General features: G+C 57.3%; 17 protein-coding genes. 8 read left to right on the top strand and 9 right to left on the bottom strand.

The window, feature by feature from the left end:
• Nucleotides 1-24 precede the first annotated feature (24 nt).
• Nucleotides 25-1,263, top strand: a complete 1,239-nt coding sequence (locus RQI55_RS20120) for a CapA family protein (protein WP_311273364.1) — start codon at nucleotides 25-27, stop codon at nucleotides 1,261-1,263.
• Nucleotides 1,264-1,322: 59 nt separating this feature from the next.
• On the opposite strand, the gene RQI55_RS20115 is transcribed toward RQI55_RS20120, so the two are convergent.
• The 4 genes from RQI55_RS20115 to RQI55_RS20100 all read right to left on the bottom strand — a co-directional run bounded on the left by RQI55_RS20115 (nucleotide 1,323) and on the right by RQI55_RS20100 (nucleotide 4,914).
• Nucleotides 1,323-1,541, bottom strand: coding sequence for a helix-turn-helix domain-containing protein (locus tag RQI55_RS20115; RefSeq protein WP_042615896.1), 219 nt, complete (start codon nucleotides 1,539-1,541; stop codon nucleotides 1,323-1,325).
• A gap of 311 nt (nucleotides 1,542-1,852) precedes the next feature.
• Nucleotides 1,853-3,352 (bottom strand): tripartite tricarboxylate transporter permease, encoded by a 1,500-nt coding sequence (locus RQI55_RS20110; RefSeq protein WP_311273363.1) that lies wholly within the window; start codon nucleotides 3,350-3,352, stop codon nucleotides 1,853-1,855.
• 39 nt (nucleotides 3,353-3,391) lie between these two features.
• Entirely contained in the window at nucleotides 3,392-3,871 is a 480-nt protein-coding gene (locus RQI55_RS20105) for a tripartite tricarboxylate transporter TctB family protein (protein ID WP_052496703.1), read from the bottom strand.
• 62 nt (nucleotides 3,872-3,933) lie between these two features.
• Nucleotides 3,934-4,914: a tripartite tricarboxylate transporter substrate binding protein gene (locus RQI55_RS20100; protein WP_042615818.1), complete on the bottom strand. Its 981-nt coding sequence runs from the start codon at nucleotides 4,912-4,914 to the stop codon at nucleotides 3,934-3,936.
• 240 nt (nucleotides 4,915-5,154) lie between these two features.
• On the opposite strand from RQI55_RS20100, the gene RQI55_RS20095 reads away from it, so the two are divergent.
• Entirely contained in the window at nucleotides 5,155-6,180 is a 1,026-nt protein-coding gene (locus RQI55_RS20095; RefSeq protein WP_311273362.1) for a LacI family DNA-binding transcriptional regulator, read from the top strand.
• Between the two features lie 12 nt (nucleotides 6,181-6,192).
• Here the strand turns inward: RQI55_RS20095 and RQI55_RS20090 are convergent, their stop codons facing one another.
• Complete coding sequence (locus RQI55_RS20090) at nucleotides 6,193-7,365, bottom strand: L-talarate/galactarate dehydratase (RefSeq protein WP_311273361.1); 1,173 nt, start codon at nucleotides 7,363-7,365, stop codon at nucleotides 6,193-6,195.
• A 118-nt stretch (nucleotides 7,366-7,483) separates the two neighbouring features.
• On the opposite strand from RQI55_RS20090, the gene RQI55_RS20085 reads away from it, so the two are divergent.
• Nucleotides 7,484-8,383 carry a LysR family transcriptional regulator gene (locus RQI55_RS20085; RefSeq protein WP_311273360.1) on the top strand — a complete coding sequence of 300 codons (900 nt, stop codon included), beginning with the start codon at nucleotides 7,484-7,486 and terminating at the stop codon, nucleotides 8,381-8,383.
• 642 nt (nucleotides 8,384-9,025) lie between these two features.
• On the opposite strand, the gene RQI55_RS20080 is transcribed toward RQI55_RS20085, so the two are convergent.
• The 4 genes from RQI55_RS20080 to RQI55_RS20065 all read right to left on the bottom strand — a co-directional run bounded on the left by RQI55_RS20080 (nucleotide 9,026) and on the right by RQI55_RS20065 (nucleotide 14,450).
• On the bottom strand, nucleotides 9,026-11,308 hold the full coding sequence (locus RQI55_RS20080) for a HAMP domain-containing methyl-accepting chemotaxis protein (RefSeq protein ID WP_311273359.1): 2,283 nt from the start codon (nucleotides 11,306-11,308) through the stop codon (nucleotides 9,026-9,028).
• 356 nt (nucleotides 11,309-11,664) lie between these two features.
• Nucleotides 11,665-12,804 carry a mandelate racemase/muconate lactonizing enzyme family protein gene (locus RQI55_RS20075; protein WP_077105514.1) on the bottom strand — a complete coding sequence of 380 codons (1,140 nt, stop codon included), beginning with the start codon at nucleotides 12,802-12,804 and terminating at the stop codon, nucleotides 11,665-11,667.
• A 13-nt stretch (nucleotides 12,805-12,817) separates the two neighbouring features.
• Nucleotides 12,818-13,711: a dihydrodipicolinate synthase family protein gene (locus RQI55_RS20070; RefSeq protein WP_311273465.1), complete on the bottom strand. Its 894-nt coding sequence runs from the start codon at nucleotides 13,709-13,711 to the stop codon at nucleotides 12,818-12,820.
• A gap of 19 nt (nucleotides 13,712-13,730) precedes the next feature.
• Nucleotides 13,731-14,450 (bottom strand): GntR family transcriptional regulator, encoded by a 720-nt coding sequence (locus RQI55_RS20065; protein WP_042615813.1) that lies wholly within the window; start codon nucleotides 14,448-14,450, stop codon nucleotides 13,731-13,733.
• 114 nt (nucleotides 14,451-14,564) lie between these two features.
• Here RQI55_RS20065 and RQI55_RS20060 point away from each other — a divergent pair, with 114 nt between their 5' ends.
• The 5 genes from RQI55_RS20060 to RQI55_RS20040 are packed head-to-tail and all read left to right on the top strand — an operon-like array spanning nucleotide 14,565 to nucleotide 19,821.
• Nucleotides 14,565-16,157: an ABC transporter substrate-binding protein gene (locus RQI55_RS20060; protein WP_311273358.1), complete on the top strand. Its 1,593-nt coding sequence runs from the start codon at nucleotides 14,565-14,567 to the stop codon at nucleotides 16,155-16,157.
• Between the two features lie 22 nt (nucleotides 16,158-16,179).
• Entirely contained in the window at nucleotides 16,180-17,238 is a 1,059-nt protein-coding gene (locus RQI55_RS20055; protein ID WP_042615811.1) for an ABC transporter permease, read from the top strand.
• A gap of 4 nt (nucleotides 17,239-17,242) precedes the next feature.
• Nucleotides 17,243-18,157, top strand: a complete 915-nt coding sequence (locus RQI55_RS20050) for an ABC transporter permease (RefSeq protein ID WP_207134545.1) — start codon at nucleotides 17,243-17,245, stop codon at nucleotides 18,155-18,157.
• On the top strand, nucleotides 18,150-18,998 hold the full coding sequence (locus RQI55_RS20045) for an ABC transporter ATP-binding protein (RefSeq protein ID WP_042615809.1): 849 nt from the start codon (nucleotides 18,150-18,152) through the stop codon (nucleotides 18,996-18,998). Before RQI55_RS20050 ends, RQI55_RS20045 begins: the two co-directional genes overlap by 8 nt.
• A gap of 7 nt (nucleotides 18,999-19,005) precedes the next feature.
• Nucleotides 19,006-19,821 carry an ABC transporter ATP-binding protein gene (locus tag RQI55_RS20040; protein WP_409233757.1) on the top strand — a complete coding sequence of 272 codons (816 nt, stop codon included), beginning with the start codon at nucleotides 19,006-19,008 and terminating at the stop codon, nucleotides 19,819-19,821.
• Nucleotides 19,822-19,911: the final 90 nt, after the last annotated feature.

Genomic DNA, 19,911 nt, shown 5'->3' with positions numbered 1-19,911 from the left:
TTCCATCATGCAGGAACACATGACATGACGAATCCCTTCACGGTCGCAGTAACCGGCCAGTCGCTGATCAAACACGACATTCGCACTCTCGAAACCCCTGGCTTCGAGGCAGTGCGCAAGACACTTAGCAAATCGGACTTTGCATTCACCAATTTCGAGAGCACGATCTTCGGTAGCCATGGCGGATGGCCGATGAAGGGCTCATTTTTTGGCAGCAGCCAACCCGTCGTCCTCGATACTCTCCAGTCGCTCGGGTTCCATGGACTATCCCTGTCGAACAACCATGCGTACGATCTCGGCTCGCCCGGCATCCTTTCGACGCTCGAGGAGGTCGAGAGGCGCGGCTTTCTCCATGCCGGTATTGGTCGCAACCGGACGGCTGCGGCACGGTCCGGGCTTGGGTCCGTCGCTGGTCGAAAGATCGCCTTGGTGGCCATGGATGGTGGGCCGGGGCCTGATTTTATGTACGCAGCGGATGCAGCTCCGGGCCGACCCGAGCGACCCGGCATCAACCGACTGAAACTGACCCAGATCATCGACGTGGATACGCATGCTTTCGAACAACTCGCGGCGATCCGGGACAAAGTCGGCTACACCAGCATGGATCTCGGCAATGACAGTCAGCCAGACGACAAGCCAATGGTCGACGACCTCTCGGAGATCGCACTTGCTCGTGGGCTCTTCAGACGCTCGGAGACGTTCGGCCGGAATGTGAAAATCGATCCGGACGACCTGGCCAGAAATCTTGCCGCGATCACAGCTGCTGCCACCAGCGATTGCCTTGTGGTGGCCTATCTCCACCATCATCATTGGGCGTCCGACTGGTATCAGGTCCCCGGATGGGTCGGTTCTGTAGCCAGACAGTGCATAGATGCGGGTGCCGACATGTTCGTCAGCCACGGCGCTCCCGTTCTGCAGCCGTTGGAGATTTATCAGGGGAAACCGATCTTCTACAGTCTTGGAAATTTCGTCTTTCACATTCGTCCGGGCAAATCCAAATGGACCGCCCGTGAGGTTTGGGAAAGCGTGATTGGCTTATGCACATTCAACGAGATTGGCTCATTGACTGGAATTGCCTTTCATCCGGTTATCATAGGCGGTCCCGAAGGGTTGAAGAACGAAGCGCTCGACCAGCGCCTCGCGCCAGAGATTGCCACTGGCGAGGACGGGCAGCGGATCCTGCAGAGGTTTCAGCAACAGTGCGCGCAATTCGGCACGGCCATCAGGATTTCGGAAGATGTCGGCTATTACGACACCAACTGATGGTGAAGGGTTTATCGAGCTCCCTCGTTTCACAGCGGACGTAAGATCGGCTTTCATCGCTAGATGGCCGATCTCGCTTTCAGCAAATCGGCGGGCTCGACCTCGAGGATCCGCGCGAGTGTCTCGACCATATCGATTGTCGCAGAATACTGGCATCTTTCCAGTGAACTGACATAGGTGCGGTGAATGTCCGCGCGGTGCGCGAGCTCTTCCTGCGAAAGACCTCGTTTCAAGCGAATTTCCCGCAGATTGGAAGCGAAAGTTTCTCTGATACCCATCAAATGATTCATGCGTTTTGCAGCGCATTCATCTACAGAGTATACCCTTCATTTTCGCATGCATCTGCCTTGTACCCAGAGATCTGAGCGCGCCCACTTCCCATGATGGCCCAGTTGGGCAGAGCTGTGAGATGTGTCGATTTTGAGGCTTTAACTTTCCCCGCCATGATATTCAATCTGCGCACCACCGCGAACTTTGATCAGCAGCTATGCTAGCATTGCGCCAAACCGCACGTCTTGAAGCCGCATAAGCCAGAACCTCACGCGCTTAGAATGGCGTCACTGATTTAAGTTTACAGTGCCAAAATCGGTTATTCTGTGAAAGCCTCCTCACGTTTCCGGCGGATACTCGGCGCCAGCACGAGTGCTAGCACCACGACGGCGAACACCAGCAATGACAGACTGAGGGGGCTACGCAGAAAGATTGACGGATCGCCCTGGCTAATGAGCATCGCGCGGCGCAGGTTCTCTTCCAGCATCGGCCCGAGAATAAACCCAAGCAAAAGCGGCGCGGGCTCGAAGCGCATCTTGGTGAGCGCGAAACCAACGATGCTGAAGCCTGCCATGACAAAGACGTCAAAGACGCTGTTGTTGATGCTGTAGGCACCGATGCAGCAGAAGGTGATGATCGCCGGAAACAGCAAATGATAGGGTACGGTCAGCATGCGCACCCAAAGTCCGATAAGCGGGAGGTTGAGGATCACGAGCATCAGATTGCCCGACCACATCGAGACGATCATGCCCCAGAACAGTTCAGGCTCGTCGGAAATAACGTTTGGTCCGGGTGTGATACCCTGGATGATCATCGCCCCCACCATCAGTGCCATGACAGGATTGCCAGGAATACCAAGTGTCAGCATCGGAATGAACGACGTCTGCGCTCCAGCATTGTTCGCTGATTCCGGTGCGGCAACGCCCTCTATAGCGCCCTTGCCGAATTCGGCCCGGTTCGGGGATATCCGCTTTTCCATCGCATAGGAGGCGAACGAGGCAAGCATCGCCCCGCCCCCCGGCAATACGCCGAGGAACGAGCCAAGCGCAGTGCCGCGCAGGACGGGCGCGATGATCCGCTTCAAATCCTCTTTCGTCAGCATCAAGCCGGTTACCTTCTTGACCCCGACCGAACGCTCCTGCTCGTTCTCCAAATTGCGCAGGATCTCGCATATCCCGAATATGCCCATGCTGACTGCGACGAAGTTTAAACCATCGTAGAGTTCCGGGATGTCGAACACATAACGGGGCGTACCGCTTTCGACATCCGTCCCAATCGTCCCCAGCACAAGTCCGAAAACAATCATCGCAAACGCTTTCAGCAACGATCCGCTGGCAAGCGCCACCGACGCCACAAGGCCGAGGACCATCAGCGAGAAATATTCCGCCGGCCCAAAATTAAGTGCCACCGCGGCAAGTGGCGGGGCTGCGACGGCGAGCAGGATGGTCGCCACCGTTCCGGCGAAGAAGGAGCCGAGAGCCGCTGTCGCAAGCGCCGCGCCCGCTCGGCCATTGCGCGCCATCTGGTAACCGTCGATCGCAGTGACGACGGATGAGCTCTCACCCGGCAGGTTGATGAGAATGGCTGTGGTCGAGCCTCCATACTGGGCCCCATAGAAGATGCCGGCCAGCATGATGAGTGCGGATTCCGGCGGCAGACCGAAGGTGATCGGTAAAAGCATGGCGATGGTCGCGGTCGGTCCGAGCCCCGGCAGAACGCCGATCGCGGTGCCCAAAAGACAGCCGACAAAGCCGTAGAACAGGTTCATCGGCATGAATGCTGTCGAGGCACCCAGCCAGAGGTTAGAGAAGATATCCATAAGTAATCCAATCCGGTTTCGTCGGCTGGCTGGCGAGCGTTAAGTGAGGTCGCCGATGAAGGGCACCCAAGGGCCGAAGGCGCTAACAGGAAGCGACAGAAGTTTCGTGAACACCAGCACAGAACAGACGGCCAGAAAGAGGCCGAGCAGGATCGAATGACGCCAGTTGGCATAACGGCTCGCCGCCCCCACCCCGGCTATCAGCAGCACGATGGTAGGAGCGAGACCGAGACCGGACAATAGCAGCCCGAAGCCTATCGGCGCTGCGATTACCAGGCTGTACGCCTTCCAGTTCCACACCTCCGGCTCGCTGTCTTCAGCATCAACCATAAGCGACTGAACGATGATCATAGCGCCGATCATCAACAGAATGAGGCTCAGCATCGTCGGGAAATAGCCCGGACCCATCCGAAAAGAGTCTCCGACTTCCAGTTCCCGACCGAACCATAAAAAAAGCAGTCCGACGCAGATCATTGTCACACCGCCAACGAAGTCGCGGCCATTTCTAATTTTCAGCATGCATGATACTCGCGTGTGAAAGACGTGCCGGCCGACGACTAGTCCCCGGCCGACAGATTACCTCACTGCAGCGGCACGTTGGCCGCCTTGATGACGTCGGCCCACTTTGCTGTTTCCTTGTCAATGAAGACCTGGAATTCGGCAGACGTATTACCGACCGGCGTCACGCCCATCGCCTTGAGCTTTTCCTGCATTGCCGGCTCGGCGATGATCGCCTGCACTTCCTTGCTGAGCTTTTCGACGATTTCCGGTGGCGTGCCGGGAGGCGCGAAGAGGCCGTGCCAGGAGGTCGCGTCGAAGCCGGGAATGACGCTCGCCATGGTTGGTACGTCGGGCAAGAGAGCGGCCTTTTCCAGGCTGGTGACGGCCAACGCCTTGACCTTGCCGGCTTTCACCTGCTGGGCGGCCGTGGGAATGTTGTCGAACATCATATCAACGTGTCCCGCGACGACATCGAGGATGGCCTGGCTGCTGCCCTTGTAGGGTACATGAGTGATCTTGATGTCGGCCTTCGTCGCTAGCAACTCGCCCGCCAGGTGGATCGACGTGCCCACGCCCGAAGATGCGTATGTGTGCTTACCGGGCTCCGTCTTCAGGAACGCTATCAGTTCCTCGACATTGTTGGCCTTGATCTTGTCGGGGTTGACGACCAGAACGTTCGGCAGGCTGGCGATCAGAGAAATTGGCGCGAAGCCCTTTTCCTTGTCATAAGGCAGTTTTTTGTAAAGAGTCTGGTTGATGGCATTCGAGCTCACCGTGCCCATGCCGATGGTATAGCCATCGGGCTTGGAACGGGCGAGATCGCCAAGACCGATGTTCCCACCAGCGCCCGGCTTGTTTTCAACGATGAAACGCTGTCCCAGCCGCTTGTCGAGTTCTTCCGCGACGAGGCGGCCGAAAGTGTCCGTATTGCCGCCCGCCGCGAATGGAACGACCACGGTTACGGTCTTGGTTGGATAGTCCTGCGCATGGCTCGGCTGGAGGCCGGATGCACATATTACGGCCATAGCGGCCGCAAACGTCGTTAAACGTTTGAGGTTCATAGCAATTCCTCCACTTGTCCGGCGTCTGGCCGGCCCCGCTAGTCCACTCCCGGTATCCTCCTACCGGTAAAATGGAAGCGCTTTCATTCTACTGTGAAAATCCTCGCCTGCAACCTTGATGCGAAAAATTATTATAATTAAAATTCAATATGTTATTCTGTTTGGCGGCATTCTGATAATCGAAGCCCTTGAATACGCTATAAATGAAAGCGTAACTCATTTTTAACAGGAGCGATGATCATGGCTGACTATGACAAGCGAAGGCACATCACGACCAGTGGCCCGGTAACGCTCGCTGATATCGCCAAACTAGCCGGCGTCTCGCCCGTTACCGTATCGCGCGCCATTAATACCCCGGCACTGGTCAAACCGCGAACCTTGGAAGCGATCGAGAAGGTCATCGCTCGAACAGGGTATGTGCCGAACCTTCTGGCTGGCGGCCTTGCCTCCAGAAAGACCCGACTGATCGCAGCAATTGTTCCGTCCGTCGCCAGCACTATCTTTGCCGAAACCATTGAAGGCCTTAATGCCGAACTGGTCTCTGCTGGTTACCAGCTTCTACTCGGTTTATCCGGGTACGATGCCAAGCGTGAGCTGGAGCTCACCCGCGCCATCCTTGCCCGGCGTCCCGACGGCATTATCCTGACCGGCATCACCCATCTCAAGGAAACCCGAGCCATGCTCACAGGTGCTGGCCTCCCGATCGTCGAAATTTGGGATTCAACACCCTCGCCACTCGATACTGCGGTCGGCTTTTCACACGATGGCGTCGGCACAATGGCCGCCGAGCATCTGCTCATCCGTGGCTATGATCGCTATGCACAGATCGGCGCCAACGACCCACGCGCAGTCCAACGTCGCGATGGCTTCGTCAATCGCCTCAAGGGCATTGCAAATGTCGAGCTTCCGGAGCTGGACATGAGCTCCCCGTCGACCTTCCGTGATGGACGCCTTGCGATGGCGCAACTCCTCACTCGCGGCGAAGATACGCTGGGCGTCTTTTGCTCGTCGGATGTGGTTGCCCAGGGTGCCCTTGCAGAAGCGCACGCACGAGGATGCCGCATGCCCGATAAGCTCGCCATTATCGGCTTCGGTGACTTCGACTTTGCACCCCATACCCATCCGCCGCTCACCACAATACGGATCGACCGCCGCGATATCGGCACCCAGGCGGCACGGTCTATCCTCAGGAAAATCGAAGGTGACCCAAATGTCGAAACGATGATTACCATCGACTTCCACATCGTCGCCCGAGGGACAGCCTGAAGTATGGTTAGCTTATGGTCGCTTGCCGAACTCTGCCACTCCACGCGTCCACTGTCCGGCCTGTTGCGACAGCGTGATACCCAGACCCGGCCGGTTCGGCACCAGCATCCTGCCGTCTTTGATTTCCAAACGCTCGTTGAACAAAGGATCAAGCCAATCGAAATGCTCTACCCAGGGCTCAAGCTCATAAGCGGCGGCAAGATGCAGGTGGATTTCCATTGCAAAATGCGGAGCTAGCTGCAGCTTTTTCGCTTCTGCAAGCGCACAGATTTTCAGAAACTGCGTGATGCCGCCGACGCGCGGCGCGTCTGGCTGAATGAAGTCAACGGAATTGTTTTGAATGAGGGCCACATGCTCCAGCACGCTCGCCAGCATTTCGCCGGTTGCAATCGGTGTATCAAGCTGGGCTGCGAGCGCGGCATGTCCCTCGATATCGTAGGCATCCAGCGGCTCTTCGATCCACGTCAGATGATAAGGCTCCATCAGCCGCCCAAAGCGCATTGCAGTTGGACGATCCCATTGCTGGTTTGCATCGACCATCATCGCCGAGCGGTCGCCAATTTGCTCGTGAACCGCCGCAACACGCTTGAGGTCAATATTCATGTCTGGCTGCCCGACCTTGATCTTGATGCCGCCAATGCCTGCCGCAATTGACTGCTCGACATTGTCGAGAACTTCTTCGATTGGCGAGGAAAGAAACCCGCCTGATGTGTTGTAGCACCGGACGCTGTCACGATGGGCTCCAAGCAGCTTTGCAAGCGGCAGACCGGCGCGTTTGGCTTTGAGGTCCCAAAGCGCGACGTCGACGGCTGCGATCGCCTGCACTGCAAGTCCGCTACGCCCAACGGACGCACCAGCCCAGCACAACTTGTTCCAAAGCTTCCCAATATCGTTCGGATCTTCGCCGATGAGAACATGGGCTATTTCCTTGGCGTGTTCGTATTGACCTGGCCCGCCCGCGCGCTTGGAATAGCTAAAGCCAATGCCGCTGTGGCCATCTTTGGTCTCGATCTCGGCAAACAGGAACGCCACCTCGGTGAGCGGTTTCTGTCGCCCGGTCAAAACCTTGGCGTCGCTGATCGGCGTCTTCAGCGGCAAGAAGATCGACGAAAGCCTGATCCAGGCAATGCTGTCGGCATTCATCACATTTGGGGATAGGTTCGTTGGTGCCTTTTGCGCGTTCATGTCTCCACCCTATTTTAGCCTTCACCCTCCACAGAGTGCGTTTCTCTTGACCAATATCCGCCCGATCGATTTAAGTCCAAATCGAATATTGACGGATATCGATACAGGAATTGAATTGATGCTTGATATGGGACAGGTCAGATCCTTCGTTATGGTGGCATCCGAACTGAATTTCAGCCAAGCGGCACGGCGTCTGAACATGACCCAGCCGCCCCTTAGCCGTCAGATCAGACTGCTCGAACAAGAGCTGGATGTTGCACTTTTTGAGCGGACCAGTCGACGTGTCACGCTCACGGCCGCGGGGCATGCCTTTCTCGTTGAAGCTCAAAAACTTCTGGCTCAGGGTGATGCAGCGAAGACAGCTGCTCGCCGTGCCTCCCGCGGCAGCGCAGGCTCGATCCGTATCGCCTTCGTCGGAGCAGCGACCTACGGCTTCCTGCCAAACTTCATCAGCGCAGCGCAAGCACTTGCGCCCCGCATCGAGCTCGAACTGGTGCAGATGGAAACTGCGGAACAGCTGCAGGCGATCAATCAGGGGGATATCGACATGGGCCTATCGCGCCCGCTTTCCGGCGCACATCATCTGGAAAGTCTCAGCGTTGTGCGTGAACTCATGATGTTAGCCATACCAAGAGCGCACCCGCTTGCGGCGAGGCGCAGGCCTGGACTGGACGCCTTGAACAACATGCCGATAATTATGTTCTCACCTCAAGCGCGCTATTTGCACGATAAGGTCACCGCATTGATGGCAGAACATGGCATCATGCCTCGCATCGTCCAGAGCATCACCCATTCTCAGGCCATCCTGTCTCTGGTCAGCGCCGGTATAGGCCTCGCGATCGTGCCTGCGGCAACCCGCAACGCCTGTTTTGACAATGTCGTATTCCGGCCGCTCGACCTCAGGCAGCAATGCGTTGCAGAGCTGCATGCCATCTGGAGCCCTGAGAATACCAATCCGGCCTTACCCGAGATCCGCGACGTTATCGCAGGCTCTGCAGTCAGCGACCTCTCCGCCTGAACCAACGCCCTTGTCAGCCCGTAATTGATCTCACTGGACTGCCAGCAACCACGTCACGATGATATGAGGGTCAATTAAGAAGCATCTATGCTGGCGCCGAGAGATGAATTGGGTTGGTCCGGCCAAACCGGGACTTCTGGCGGGGTGGTTGGAACTGAGCACGAATGCGAACGCAGTCTGTGGCGACGTTGCGCTTTGTCAAAAAGACTGGAGGCTTTGGACAGGTCAGCTCGCATCACGAACGCCCAACGCGTATAATGGCGATTACATCGTGAGCCGACGGAGACCTATGAGAGCAGTGCTTAAAGACCGGCCCTGGCCCACAGCAGCGCACAACCGGTGCGTTACAACGCAGAAGTCGAGGCTTCCTCAAGTGTGAGACGGCATTCGTTCTCCAGCTTTGGGGAGTTCTCCCGGCGGGCTGGACGTGCCGTCTCTCCTTCTGCGGGGAACGTGAAAACAAAACTACCTGAAAAGGGACGTCGTTCTGTTCAGGTCGGCGCGGACCGGCGTGCGGGAGGCGCCGCCGATGTCTGCTGCCGGAAAGCCGGGCGGTTATCAGAAAGGCGTTGTCAACGGTGACGCGAATGGTGCCATTTCCAGCACGCGACGGGCCCGCGATTGCGGGCCTCTGAGCGGGTATCAAGCGGCGTTCCGTTTTATTGCCTGGGGTGGTTGGCGGTCTGCAGACTTGGCGGTTCCCATTTCGAACCTATTGAGAAGCTCCAAAAGCTGGACGCTCTCCTCGGCCAGGCCGGCACCAGCGGCGTTCATTTCCTCGACCATCGCCGCGTTCTGCTGCGTGACCTGGTCCATGTGGTTGACGGAGGTGTTGATCTCCGACAGGCCCAGAGCCTGTTCCTTGGCGGCGGTAGCAATCGCCTCCATGTGCTGATGGATGGCGTTGACCAAATCTGCGATCTCCTTCAGGCCAGCGCCGGTGTCGCTGACCAAGGTGACGCCCTGGGTGACAGCGGTCTCGGAGTTGCTGATCAGGCCCTTGATCTCCTTGGCGGCCTTGGCAGAGCGCTCGGCAAGCTCGCGAACTTCTTGGGCGACCACTGCAAAGCCTCTGCCGGCATCCCCGGCCCGGGCGGCCTCGACGCCGGCATTCAGCGCCAGAAGGTTGGTCTGGAAGGCAATTTCGTCGATCACGCTGATGATGCTGGTTATCTGGTTGGACGCCGCCTCAATCTTTTTCATCGCATCAATGGCATTGGACACCACCGTGCCGGACGATCCGGCGCGGGTGCTGGCATGATGGACCATTTCGCGCGCTTCGCTGGCGCGGTCCGCAGTCTGGCGGACATTGGTGGTGACTTCTTCCAGGGCAGCGGCCGTCTCTTCCAGCGAGGCGGCCTGCTGTTCGGTGCGCTTGGCAAGCTGGTCGGATGCGGAGGATATCTCACCGCTGCCGCCGCGCACTCTCAGCGCGCTATGACTAACGCTTTCCAGCGTGGAGCGAAGCTGCTGGACGGAGCTGTTGAAGTCGTGACGCAGGCTTTCGAACTGTGCGGTGAAGACTTCGTCGATCTCGCAGGCAAGGTTACCGGATGCCAACGCCTGGAGACCACGGGCGAGACCCGAGGTTGCCTGCGTCAGGCGCTCTTCTGCTTCCCGCTCGGCGCGTTCCTGGAAGGCGATGCGCTCGATTTCGGCCGTCTTGCGCGACGCTTCGGTTTCGGCTTCCATCGCCTTATTGTGCAAGGCGGCATCCTTGAAGATCTCGACGGCCTTGGCCATCTCGCCGATTTCGTCGCTGCGGCCGGAGCCGGCAATCACCACCGACAGGTCGCCGCCCGCCAGCTTGCGCATGACGGAGGTCAGCTGGCCGATTGGATTTGCGATGCGGAAGATCACCATCAGAACGCCGGCGATCGACAGGGCCAAGGTCAGAGCCATAGCGAAGCCGTAGATGACGATGGAGAGTGACGCGGTGGAAACGTTTTCTGCGGTCACCGCGGTCATCTGCTTCAGCGAAGCAACCGCGATATCGGCGAGTGACGCCTGCGCCGGAGCCGCAAGTTTGCGCCATTCGTCGACGGCCATTTCCATAGGCAGGCCGGCTGCAAACGCTTTCAGCGCCGCGGCCTTTCGCTCCGCATAAGCTCCGCCAAAATAAGTGGCTTCGGCAACCTTGTACTGCGTGGTGATATCCGCAGGAATTGCAGGGCTGGCGACGATCTGCTTGACCAGGCTCCAGGCAAACAACGTTTTACCGTCCTGCACGGCGATCTCGGTCATCTTGGCGGGGCTCAGGGCTTCCTTGGCGATAATCGCGCCGACCAGGGTCGAATTTGCCGAGCCGCCGTAGGTGCGCATCGACCATCCCAGAGACCTGAGCTGTGTGAACATCGTCAGTTGCGGATTGCGATCATTGATGACAAGTTCGACCGCGCTGGCAGCCTTTTCGAGATCCGCCAACATCTGATCGGCTTGTGTCTGAGCGTTCTTGGCAAGCGCCGGATCCCGTTGTGCGACGGCCAGTTTCAAAGCGGCGTCGATTTGCGGGCGAGTGGAAAGCCACTGCGTATAGCCGTTCATGAGCGGCGCCATGGATTGGTCGAGCGTAGCCAAACCGATTTCATCCGCCAGGGTATTCGCAGAGGCGACGGCGGGATCGACCGCCCTACGGCCCTCCTCCAGGTTTGCAAGACTCGACTGGACATCAGCGGGTTCCAGCTTAGCCGCCGAGGAAATAGCACCGCGCTCGCCGCGAAGACCTAGAAGCACGTCGAACAGCCGCGCATCTAGTTGCGAAAGCTTCGAGAGCTCGGTGGAACTGCGGTAGATGGCCACTTCTTGCTGCAACAATTTGCCAACAAGGCCGATAACAGACAAGCTCAAACCTGCGAAGGCGAGAATCAAGATCTGTTTGATGGAGATTCTCATTCGACGGTCCTCAAGACTTTGCAACCTGACCAAGGCGTTCCTGCCGTAGTCACGCGGGGTGAGATTTCCCCCACACTAGCTGCAAGAGACAAAGATTGAATTAATAGACGCTCATAGACAACCTCAACACGATATATGACGGTACATGGAGTCATTTACCTGAACGTCAGTCGCCTTGAACGAAATCGAGCGAGAACCTCCAGACGGACCCAACCTTAAACTGGAGAATTCCTGCGGGATTTGTGGTGTCCAGGCCCGTACGTTCGGAACATCCCAAAATGGGTGACGCGCCCTTCCTCATGCAAGTTGCGAGGTTTCTAACAATCATGCGGCTCGCACCTCATGATTGTTTGATTAGTACCAGCGATGGCATATCGCACAAGTCACATTCAAGGATAGGCTGTAGACCCATCCGGTTTGTTGGTGATTTTGCGTTGCCAATGAATGTAGTCGTCCGTCAGCAAAGCTTTTTCGTCGATCTCGATCCCCCAGCCTGGACGGTCGGGCCGCAACTCCATGTGTCCATCGACCGGCATATATGGATCAAGCGCCCACGGCGCGTGGACATGCGGCTTGAACTCAAGGATCTGGAAATTCGGCTGTGCGGCACAGAAATGAATATTGACTGCGGTTGCCAGCGGACCCATCGGATTGTGCGGTGCGACGGTGACATAATGCGCTTCAGCAAGTGTTGCGATTCGTCGCATTTCGCAGACGCCTCCCACGACGCAGATGTCTGGTTGGATGATATCGGCACCCTGTGCCGACAGCAGCGACAGGAATTCGAAGCGGTTGTAGAGAGACTCACCTGTGGCCAGCGGCACGTTGACCTTCGACTTCAATTCTCGCCATGCCGGAATGTGCTCCGGGCGAATAGGCTCCTCGTAGAAAAGTGGGTCGTTCGGGGCGATCGCCGCGGCAAGCTGAACGGCTTTGTAAGGTTCAAAGATCTTGGCATGCGCGTCGAAGGCAAATTCGAAATGCGAGGGGGTGATCTCGCGGATCCTGCCAAACCAGTCGCCGGTCTCCTTGACCAATTCACCCCACCTGCCCGTATGCAGATCACGGCGATACGGGCTGAGTTTGAACGCCGTGTAACCGTAATCTTCATTGAGCTTCAGCGTCTGATCGAGCGCGTGTTCTGCATCCGGCGCAGTATAGACGCCACAGTAGACGCGTACGCGGTCACGGACGCTGCCACCCAACAACATGTATACCGGCAGACCCGCAGCCTTGCCAGCGATGTCCCACAACGCATGGTCGATCGCGGAAATCGCGGCAAGGCCCAGAGCTCCGGGAGGAAACCGGCATTGTTGATTGAGCTTGAGGACGAGATATTCGACCCGGCGCGGATCTTCGCCTTCGATCTGGTGAAACAGGTAGTCGAGAAGCGGCGGCAGCGACCAGTCAGGGCCGTGATTGTAACATTCGCCCCAGCCACTGATGCCCTCGCTCGTCTCGATCTTGAGAAGCAGTCGCGGACGCTCGTCTACGCGCTGCATGTAAGTCTTGATGCCAGTGATATGCACTAATAATTCTCCCTCAAGCACCGTTTGCGTCGGAGCGAACGCGGTCCACGACTTCGCGCAGGATTTCACGCTCAGCGGCGTTCAGTTCGACCACGCCTGGTACGCGCACAGGGCCGACGTCTGTCCCGAGCATGCCGAGCGCCTCCTTGACGACGGTGACGTTGGCACCATTATTGTATTTCGTGCGCAACGCCTCGAACTGAGCAATTCCATCGATCAGGCCGCGCGCCGCCGCATAATCTCCTGACTCGAGCGCCGTATGGATAGCGTGCGAGCGCCCGGGAAAAACGTTGACGAGACCCGAGGTGAACCCGCGTGCGCCCATCGCGTAAAATGCCGGTGCCCAACCTTCCGCAAGTCCGCAAACCCAGATCGCCGGTGCGTCATGGGTCGCGCGGATGACTTCGGCCAGTAGCATGAGATTGGGCGAGGCGAATTTGATACCGGCAATATTGGGGTGTAGCGCCAGTTTGCGGAAATCGTCTACGGAGAAGCCGTCGCTGCGCACATAGGCGATGACTGGAACCGTGCAAGTTTCCGCCAGCTCGAGGAAATAGGCAGCCTGATAAGCTGGTCCGGCGAAGGGATCCATGGGATGATGCCCCATGATCGCATCGGCACCTGCGGCAATGGCGTCGCGTGCCAGCGCCTTTGCATCGGTCAGCGAACGACCGACGGCCGCACTGACAAGAGCCTTGCCGTCAGCAGCCCTGATCGTCGTCTGGTGCACGAGGCGGATCTCGTCCATCGTAAGCGTAAAAAACTCACCGGTATTGCCGGCCGCCATAAGGTTGTGGACCTTGGCCGCGGCAAGCCCCTTGATAAGCTTCTCAAGCTTCTGCACATCAACCGAGCCGTCGCTCGCGTATGGTGTCACGGGAACGCCTGAGATCCCGGAAAGAGCCATTCTTACGGCCTGTAGTTTGTCAGTCACGCTCACTCTCCTTCTGCTTTCCAAATACGATGGACTGGTAGGTTTCGCCCGAACGTACGACATGGTCGCGCATTAAGCGCTCCGCCCTGTCCGCATCCCCGGCGACGATTGCGTCGGTGATGGCGACATGCTCCTCGAGTGCCTTCTGGCGCTCCGACGGATCGAGGTGAATGACGCGACGGATGCTCGCATCATAAAATTGCTGGCGTTCGATCAGCTTTGATAGATAGCTGCACCGCGAACTCCTATGGATAAGATCGTGGAAGGTCTCGTTGAGCGCGATCAGACCGTCGGCGTCGCCCGATGTCGTTGCCTCTCGCATCAGATTGGCGGTCGCCACGAGTTCGATCCCCCCCTTCTTGTCGATCCGCTTTGCAGCCAGATGGGCAATCATCGATTCCAGCGCAGCGCGCGCTAGGATCATTTCCTCTGCCCAACTGCTTGCAAACCGAATAATCACGCCGCGCCGCGGCAGGGCTTCAACCAACCCTTCGGTCTCCAACTGCCGAAGGGCTTCCTTGATGGGCGTCGTACTGACTCCGAACTGTTCAGCAAGGCTTCGCTCGTTGACTTTTTCACCAGTTGCAAAACGACCGGAAATTATGGCTGCACGCATCATCCGATGGACGTGATCCCGCACGGTCACATTGAAGCTGGCGTCGATCTTTTCAAATCCCGCGCCACCGGCGGGTGTGTCCGAGCGATTAATCATTTTCCAAAATCCGTTGACGTGCCGAAGTTAATATGAGATCTGGTATATCAGATTTGACGGCCTTGTCGATAACAAATTTCGAAAAACGGGGTTGAGGAGCCTTGGGAGAAAACCATGTTGAAACGTAATTTTGTTGCGATCGTAAGCTCTGCGATGATCGCATCCAGCGGTATGCCCGCATTTGCCAAAACCCCACCGGATCAACTTGTCATCGCTATCATGATGACGACGATGCGCGGTCTTGATCCGCATGAAATCAACCAGCTCGAGGCTGCCGAGGTCGTCGCCAATCTCTACGATCGGCTTATCGAGCTGCCGGTCGATAACATTACAGTACCAAAGCCGTCGCTCGCCGAGAGCTGGACGGTGTCTGAAGATGGGAAGACATTCACCTTCAAGATCCGGCAGGGAGTGCGGTTCCACTCCGGCAATCCGCTGACCGCGAAAGATGTTGAGTGGTCTCTGCACCGGCTAGTGAAACTGGGGCTCGCACCGTCGACCGACCTTCGCCAATGGGGGTTTTCGGCAAAAAACGTCGACGCTCTGATCCGTGCGACGGATGGCCAAACGCTCGTGCTGCAGACACCGGAGGTCTGGAACCCCAACCTCATTCTCTATTCTCTGGCCAGTTTCTCAACCTCGATCGTCGATAGTGCCTTTCTGGCAAGCAGGGAAAAAAACGGTGACTGGGCGCGCAACTACCTCCAGACCCAGGACGCGGGCTCAGGCCCGTATTCCCTGACCACTTGGCGCTCCAATCAGCTTCTGATCGCCGATGCATTTAAGGACTACTGGAAAGGCATGCCTGCCATGCGGCGGGTGTTCATGAGCCATATCCCTGAATCCTCAGCCCAGCGGCTTCAGATCGATGCGGGTGACGTCGACGTCGCGACAAGATTGTCCTCGACAGACCTTTCAGGGCTTGAGGCCGATGGCAAAGTGTCGGTCCAGAAGGTACCAGGATTTGGCTTTTACTATCTGGCTTTGAACCAGAAGGACGAGATCCTTTCCAACCCGAAGGTCCGCGAGGCTTTTCGCTATCTCATCGATTATGACGGCCTCAGCAGCACCGTCATGAAATACTACGGTACCAAGCAGCAATCGATCATCCCGGCCGGCCTGCCGGGCGCAAGGAGTGACAATCCTTACAAACTGGACATCGACAAGGCAAAACAACTACTCACCGAAGCGGGCTATCCCAACGGCTTTTCAAAAGTCTATTTCGCCCAACCCGGAACGCCGGAATCCGAAGTCGGAATATCGCTTCAGAACAATGCCGCCAAGGCTGGGATCAAACTCGATCTGCAGATCGGTGACCAGATCGGAAAATTCAGGTCACGCCAATTCGAGTTGTTTTCATCACGCACTGGCGATCGTCTTCCCGACCCGCATGCGGTTCTTCAATCTTATGCCACGAATGCCGACAATTCAGATGCGGCGAAACTCGCCGGGCTCGTCGCGTGGCGCACCGCCTGGGACGTCCCAAAAGACATACAGGACATGGTAATTGCGGCTGCCCACGAGATCGATCCGGAAAAGCGCAAAGAATTGTATGTACGGATTAACGACGCCTATCTGCGCGCCTCACCAGCTCTTGTCACGTCATTCCAACGTACCGATCCCAAAGCCGTCCGCATGGAAGTGAAAGGTTACGTCGGACATCCGACATGGCTGACACGCTGGGACACCGTTTCCAAGAGCGAATGATCTGCGAACCAAGGACAGTGCAATGAGTATTTCACAGACCACATCTACTCCAGTTCCGAGCCATTCGCTTTTCAAGGCAGCACGCAAAGTCGCCACTTCGGCGATCGTGATCTTGACGACATTGCTCGGCCTGCTCGTCATTACCTTCGTCGTCGGACGCATGGTGCCTGCCGATCCCGTGATCGCTGCCATTGGCGATCAAGCGGACCAGGCGACATATGACCGCGTCTACAAGGAAATGGGCCTTGACCGACCGATATACGTGCAGTTCGCGAACTATCTCGGCAATGCCGTACAGCTCGATTTTGGTCAGTCGAATATCACCAAACAGCCCGTGGTTAACGATCTTGCCCGAGTGTTTCCCGCCACGCTAGAACTGGCGACACTTGCGACATTGATCGGCGCGGGTCTTGGTGTTCCGCTCGGCGTGATCGCTGCGGTCCGCAAGGGAACATGGGTCGACCATGTTGCCCGCGTCGTGGGACTGCTCGGATATTCGACGCCCATCTTCTGGCTCGGCACGATTGTCATCCTGCTGTTTTATGCGCAACTTGGCGTTATCCCGCCCGGTGGCCGGATCTATGTTTATAACGAGGGTATTGTCGAGGCGCGGACGAATTCCGTACTGATCGACAGCCTGTTGGGGGGGCATTGGGATGTGTTCTGGAGCGCGCTGCACCACCTCATCGCACCGGCCCTGATCCTTGGTTACGCGGCGATGGCCTATCTCAGCCGCATGACACGCAGCTTCATGCTGGAACAGCTTCACCAGGAATATATCCTCACGGCCCGCGCCAAGGGTCTTGGCAAACGACCGATTATCTGGCGCCACGCCTTCCGCAACATCCGTGTGCAGCTTCTGACCGTCGTCGCACTCGCCTATTGCGGCTTGCTCGACGGAACCGTGCTGATCGAGACTGTGTTCGCATGGCCGGGGCTCGGACAATACCTGACCTCCGCCCTGTTTTTTGCTGACATGAATGCTGTCCTCGGAAGCGTGTTTTTGATCGGGCTGATTTCGATCGCCATCAACTTCCTGTCAGACATCGCCTATCGCTTTATTGATCCAAGGACCCGGTGAGACCATGACAAAATCAGGAACGTTCTCAAATCTCCACACCTGGCTGATCAATGAGGAATTCAGCTCCTCGCGCCAGGCCCGCCTACACAACATCTATATCGCCTGGCTTAGCTTGGTTGCCAATCCGCTTGCTCTGGCAGGGTTCGTCGTTATCATCTTCCTAATCATCATGGCATCGCTGGCACCTTTCATGCCGCTTCAGGATCCAATCGCTCAGGACTTCATGAAGGCACTGCAGGCTCCGTCTGCGGCGCACTGGTTCGGCACCGACGAATTTGGGCGCGACGTTTTCGCACGGCTCGTCTATGGCGGTCGTACCACGCTTTACATCGCCATTCTCGTGACCGTGATCGTCGGGCCAATCGGTTTCGCGATCGGTGCGACCGCTGGCTATCTCGGTGGCTGGGTGGATGTCGTGCTGATGCGCATTACCGACATCTTCCTCTCTTTCCCAAGTCTCGTTCTTGCACTTGCATTCTCTGCAGCGCTTGGTCCTGGCATTGAGAATGCGGTGATCGCCATCGCTCTGACGGTCTGGCCGCCAATTGCCCGCCTTGCCCGCGCAGAGACCCTGACGTTTCGCCATGCGGACTTCGTTGTTGCGGCAGAATTGCAGGGCGCCAGCATGGCCCGCATCCTGCTGCGTCACATCGTGCCACTCTGTGCACCGTCAGTTATTGTGCGCCTGACCCTCAACATGTCGAGCATCATCCTCACCGCCGCCGGCCTCGGCTTCCTGGGGCTCGGCGCGCAGCCGCCGCTACCGGAATGGGGCTCGATGGCCGCTTCCGGTCGCCAGTATCTGCTGGATGCCTGGTGGCTGACGACTGTTCCGGGGATTGCCATCCTCGTTGTTAGCCTCGCCTTCAATCTGCTCGGCGACGGGCTGCGTGACATCATGGATCCCCGCAATGCATAAACTCACAGAAACTATCCTGACTGTCGAGAAGATGTCGGTCGAATTTCCATCGCTTTCAGGTTCAGTCAGAGCTGTCCAGGACGTCTCCTTCACGGTCGGTCGCGAGAAAATCGGCATTATTGGCGAATCCGGATCTGGCAAGAGCACGACAGGCCGCGCCATAATGCGACTGCAACCACCGAATGCCTCGGTCAAGGCGGATCGCCTCCAGTTTGAGGACATCGACTTACTTCGCGCCACCGAAGACGAGATGCTGTCGATCCGCGGTCGCCGCATCGCGATGATCCTTCAGGATCCGAAATATTCGCTCAATCCGGTCATGAGCATCGGCGAGCAGATATCCGAAACGGTCATCCTGCACGAGGGAGCCTCGAAAAAGGAAGCCCGCGAGCGTACACTTTCCATGCTGGAACGTGTTCAGATCCGTGATCCGCAGCGTGTCTTTGATCTCTTTCCGCATGAAGTCTCTGGCGGCATGGGACAGCGCATCATGATCTCCATGATGCTGATCGCCTCCCCTTCCCTGATCATCGCCGACGAACCGACCTCGGCGTTGGACGTCACGGTTCGCCAGCAGGTGCTATCGATCCTCGATGATCTCGTAACGGAAAGAAACATAGGTCTGATTTTCATCTCGCATGACCTCAATCTTGTCCGAAGTTTCTGCGATAGGGTGATCATCATGTATGCGGGCCGTATCGTGGAAACGATCGCCGCCGCCGATTTGGATCAGGCCAAGCACCCTTACACCCGTGGCCTTCTCAACGCATTGCCGAGCCTCGATCATCCACGTGACAGGCTGGAAGTGCTGCGTCGCGATCCCGCCTGGCTGGAGAACTGATATGCCCATGATCAAAATTGACCAACTCGCCGTATCATATGGCAGCGGCGACACCCTCATCAAAGTGGTGAAGGACGTTTCGTTCGAGGTCGCAAAAGGTGAGACTTTCGGACTTGTTGGCGAGAGCGGCTGCGGAAAATCCACCGTGCTCGGTGCGATCGCGGGTCGCAACAAACAGTGGACGGGTATCATAGAGATCGATGGAGAGACGATTACCCAAAAGCGAACCCACGGACAGCTTGCCAAGCAGCAACTTGTTTTCCAGGATCCGTTTGGTTCGATCCACCCGCGGCACACGATTGGTCGCACCTTGCTCGAGCCACTGGAAATCCACGGCAAGGACCGACGTCAAGACCGCATCGAAAAGGTCCTGACAGATGTCGGCCTGCCGCTCAGTTTCCGCTACCGATATCCGCACCAGTTGTCGGGAGGACAACGTCAACGCGTCGCGATTGCCCGCGCATTGATCCTCGAACCGAGTATCCTGCTTCTCGACGAGCCGACTTCCGCGCTCGACGTCTCGATACAGGCGGAAATCCTCAACTTGCTCAAGGATCTGAGGGAGCGTGAAAACCTCACCTATATCCTCGTCAGCCACGACCTCGCGGTCGTTGCCCATCTGTGCGACCGGGTTGCAGTGATGCAAAGCGGCGGCTTCGTCGAGATTGCCACAAGGCAGCAGTTGCTCGAAAATACGGTGCAGCATCCTTACACCCGCACGCTGATGGATGGCAGTCGCGGCTATGTAGCTCGATCCAGACAGCGAGAGGCGACTGCCGGTTTGACCGCAGGCTCCGCGGACATGAATGACGCTACCGTCTGATCGTCGCCCAGAATACAAAATGGCGCCGGGCTCAATCTGTGCAGACATGGAAAGGCTGATCTGAAAAGAGGTCAGCTGGTTTTAAACAGG

It is taken from the genome of Rhizobium sp. WCS2018Hpa-16 (assembly GCF_031843705.1).
In the GTDB taxonomy this organism is placed as follows: domain Bacteria; phylum Pseudomonadota; class Alphaproteobacteria; order Rhizobiales; family Rhizobiaceae; genus Agrobacterium; species Agrobacterium tumefaciens_C.
The sequence above is the reverse complement of the archived record's forward strand: the minus strand, read 5'-3'. Positions and strand labels throughout refer to the sequence as shown.

What these genes read in the sequence shown, in the direction of transcription:
- RQI55_RS20090 (WP_311273361.1), bottom strand. Translation starts at nt 7,365, where the DNA reads ATGAACGCGCAAAAGGCACCAACGAACCTATCCCCAAATGTGATGAAT.
- RQI55_RS20120 (WP_311273364.1), top strand. Translation starts at nt 25, where the DNA reads ATGACGAATCCCTTCACGGTCGCAGTAACCGGCCAGTCGCTGATCAAA.
- RQI55_RS20070 (WP_311273465.1), bottom strand. Translation starts at nt 13,711, where the DNA reads ATGGCTCTTTCCGGGATCTCAGGCGTTCCCGTGACACCATACGCGAGC.
- RQI55_RS20115 (WP_042615896.1), bottom strand. Translation starts at nt 1,541, where the DNA reads ATGGGTATCAGAGAAACTTTCGCTTCCAATCTGCGGGAAATTCGCTTG.
- RQI55_RS20105 (WP_052496703.1), bottom strand. Translation starts at nt 3,871, where the DNA reads ATGCTGAAAATTAGAAATGGCCGCGACTTCGTTGGCGGTGTGACAATG.
- RQI55_RS20065 (WP_042615813.1), bottom strand. Translation starts at nt 14,450, where the DNA reads ATGATTAATCGCTCGGACACACCCGCCGGTGGCGCGGGATTTGAAAAG.
- RQI55_RS20110 (WP_311273363.1), bottom strand. Translation starts at nt 3,352, where the DNA reads ATGGATATCTTCTCTAACCTCTGGCTGGGTGCCTCGACAGCATTCATG.
- RQI55_RS20100 (WP_042615818.1), bottom strand. Translation starts at nt 4,914, where the DNA reads ATGAACCTCAAACGTTTAACGACGTTTGCGGCCGCTATGGCCGTAATA.
- RQI55_RS20045 (WP_042615809.1), top strand. Translation starts at nt 18,150, where the DNA reads ATGCATAAACTCACAGAAACTATCCTGACTGTCGAGAAGATGTCGGTC.
- RQI55_RS20050 (WP_207134545.1), top strand. Translation starts at nt 17,243, where the DNA reads ATGACAAAATCAGGAACGTTCTCAAATCTCCACACCTGGCTGATCAAT.
- RQI55_RS20055 (WP_042615811.1), top strand. Translation starts at nt 16,180, where the DNA reads ATGAGTATTTCACAGACCACATCTACTCCAGTTCCGAGCCATTCGCTT.
- RQI55_RS20060 (WP_311273358.1), top strand. Translation starts at nt 14,565, where the DNA reads ATGTTGAAACGTAATTTTGTTGCGATCGTAAGCTCTGCGATGATCGCA.
- RQI55_RS20040 (WP_409233757.1), top strand. Translation starts at nt 19,006, where the DNA reads ATGATCAAAATTGACCAACTCGCCGTATCATATGGCAGCGGCGACACC.
- RQI55_RS20095 (WP_311273362.1), top strand. Translation starts at nt 5,155, where the DNA reads ATGGCTGACTATGACAAGCGAAGGCACATCACGACCAGTGGCCCGGTA.
- RQI55_RS20085 (WP_311273360.1), top strand. Translation starts at nt 7,484, where the DNA reads ATGCTTGATATGGGACAGGTCAGATCCTTCGTTATGGTGGCATCCGAA.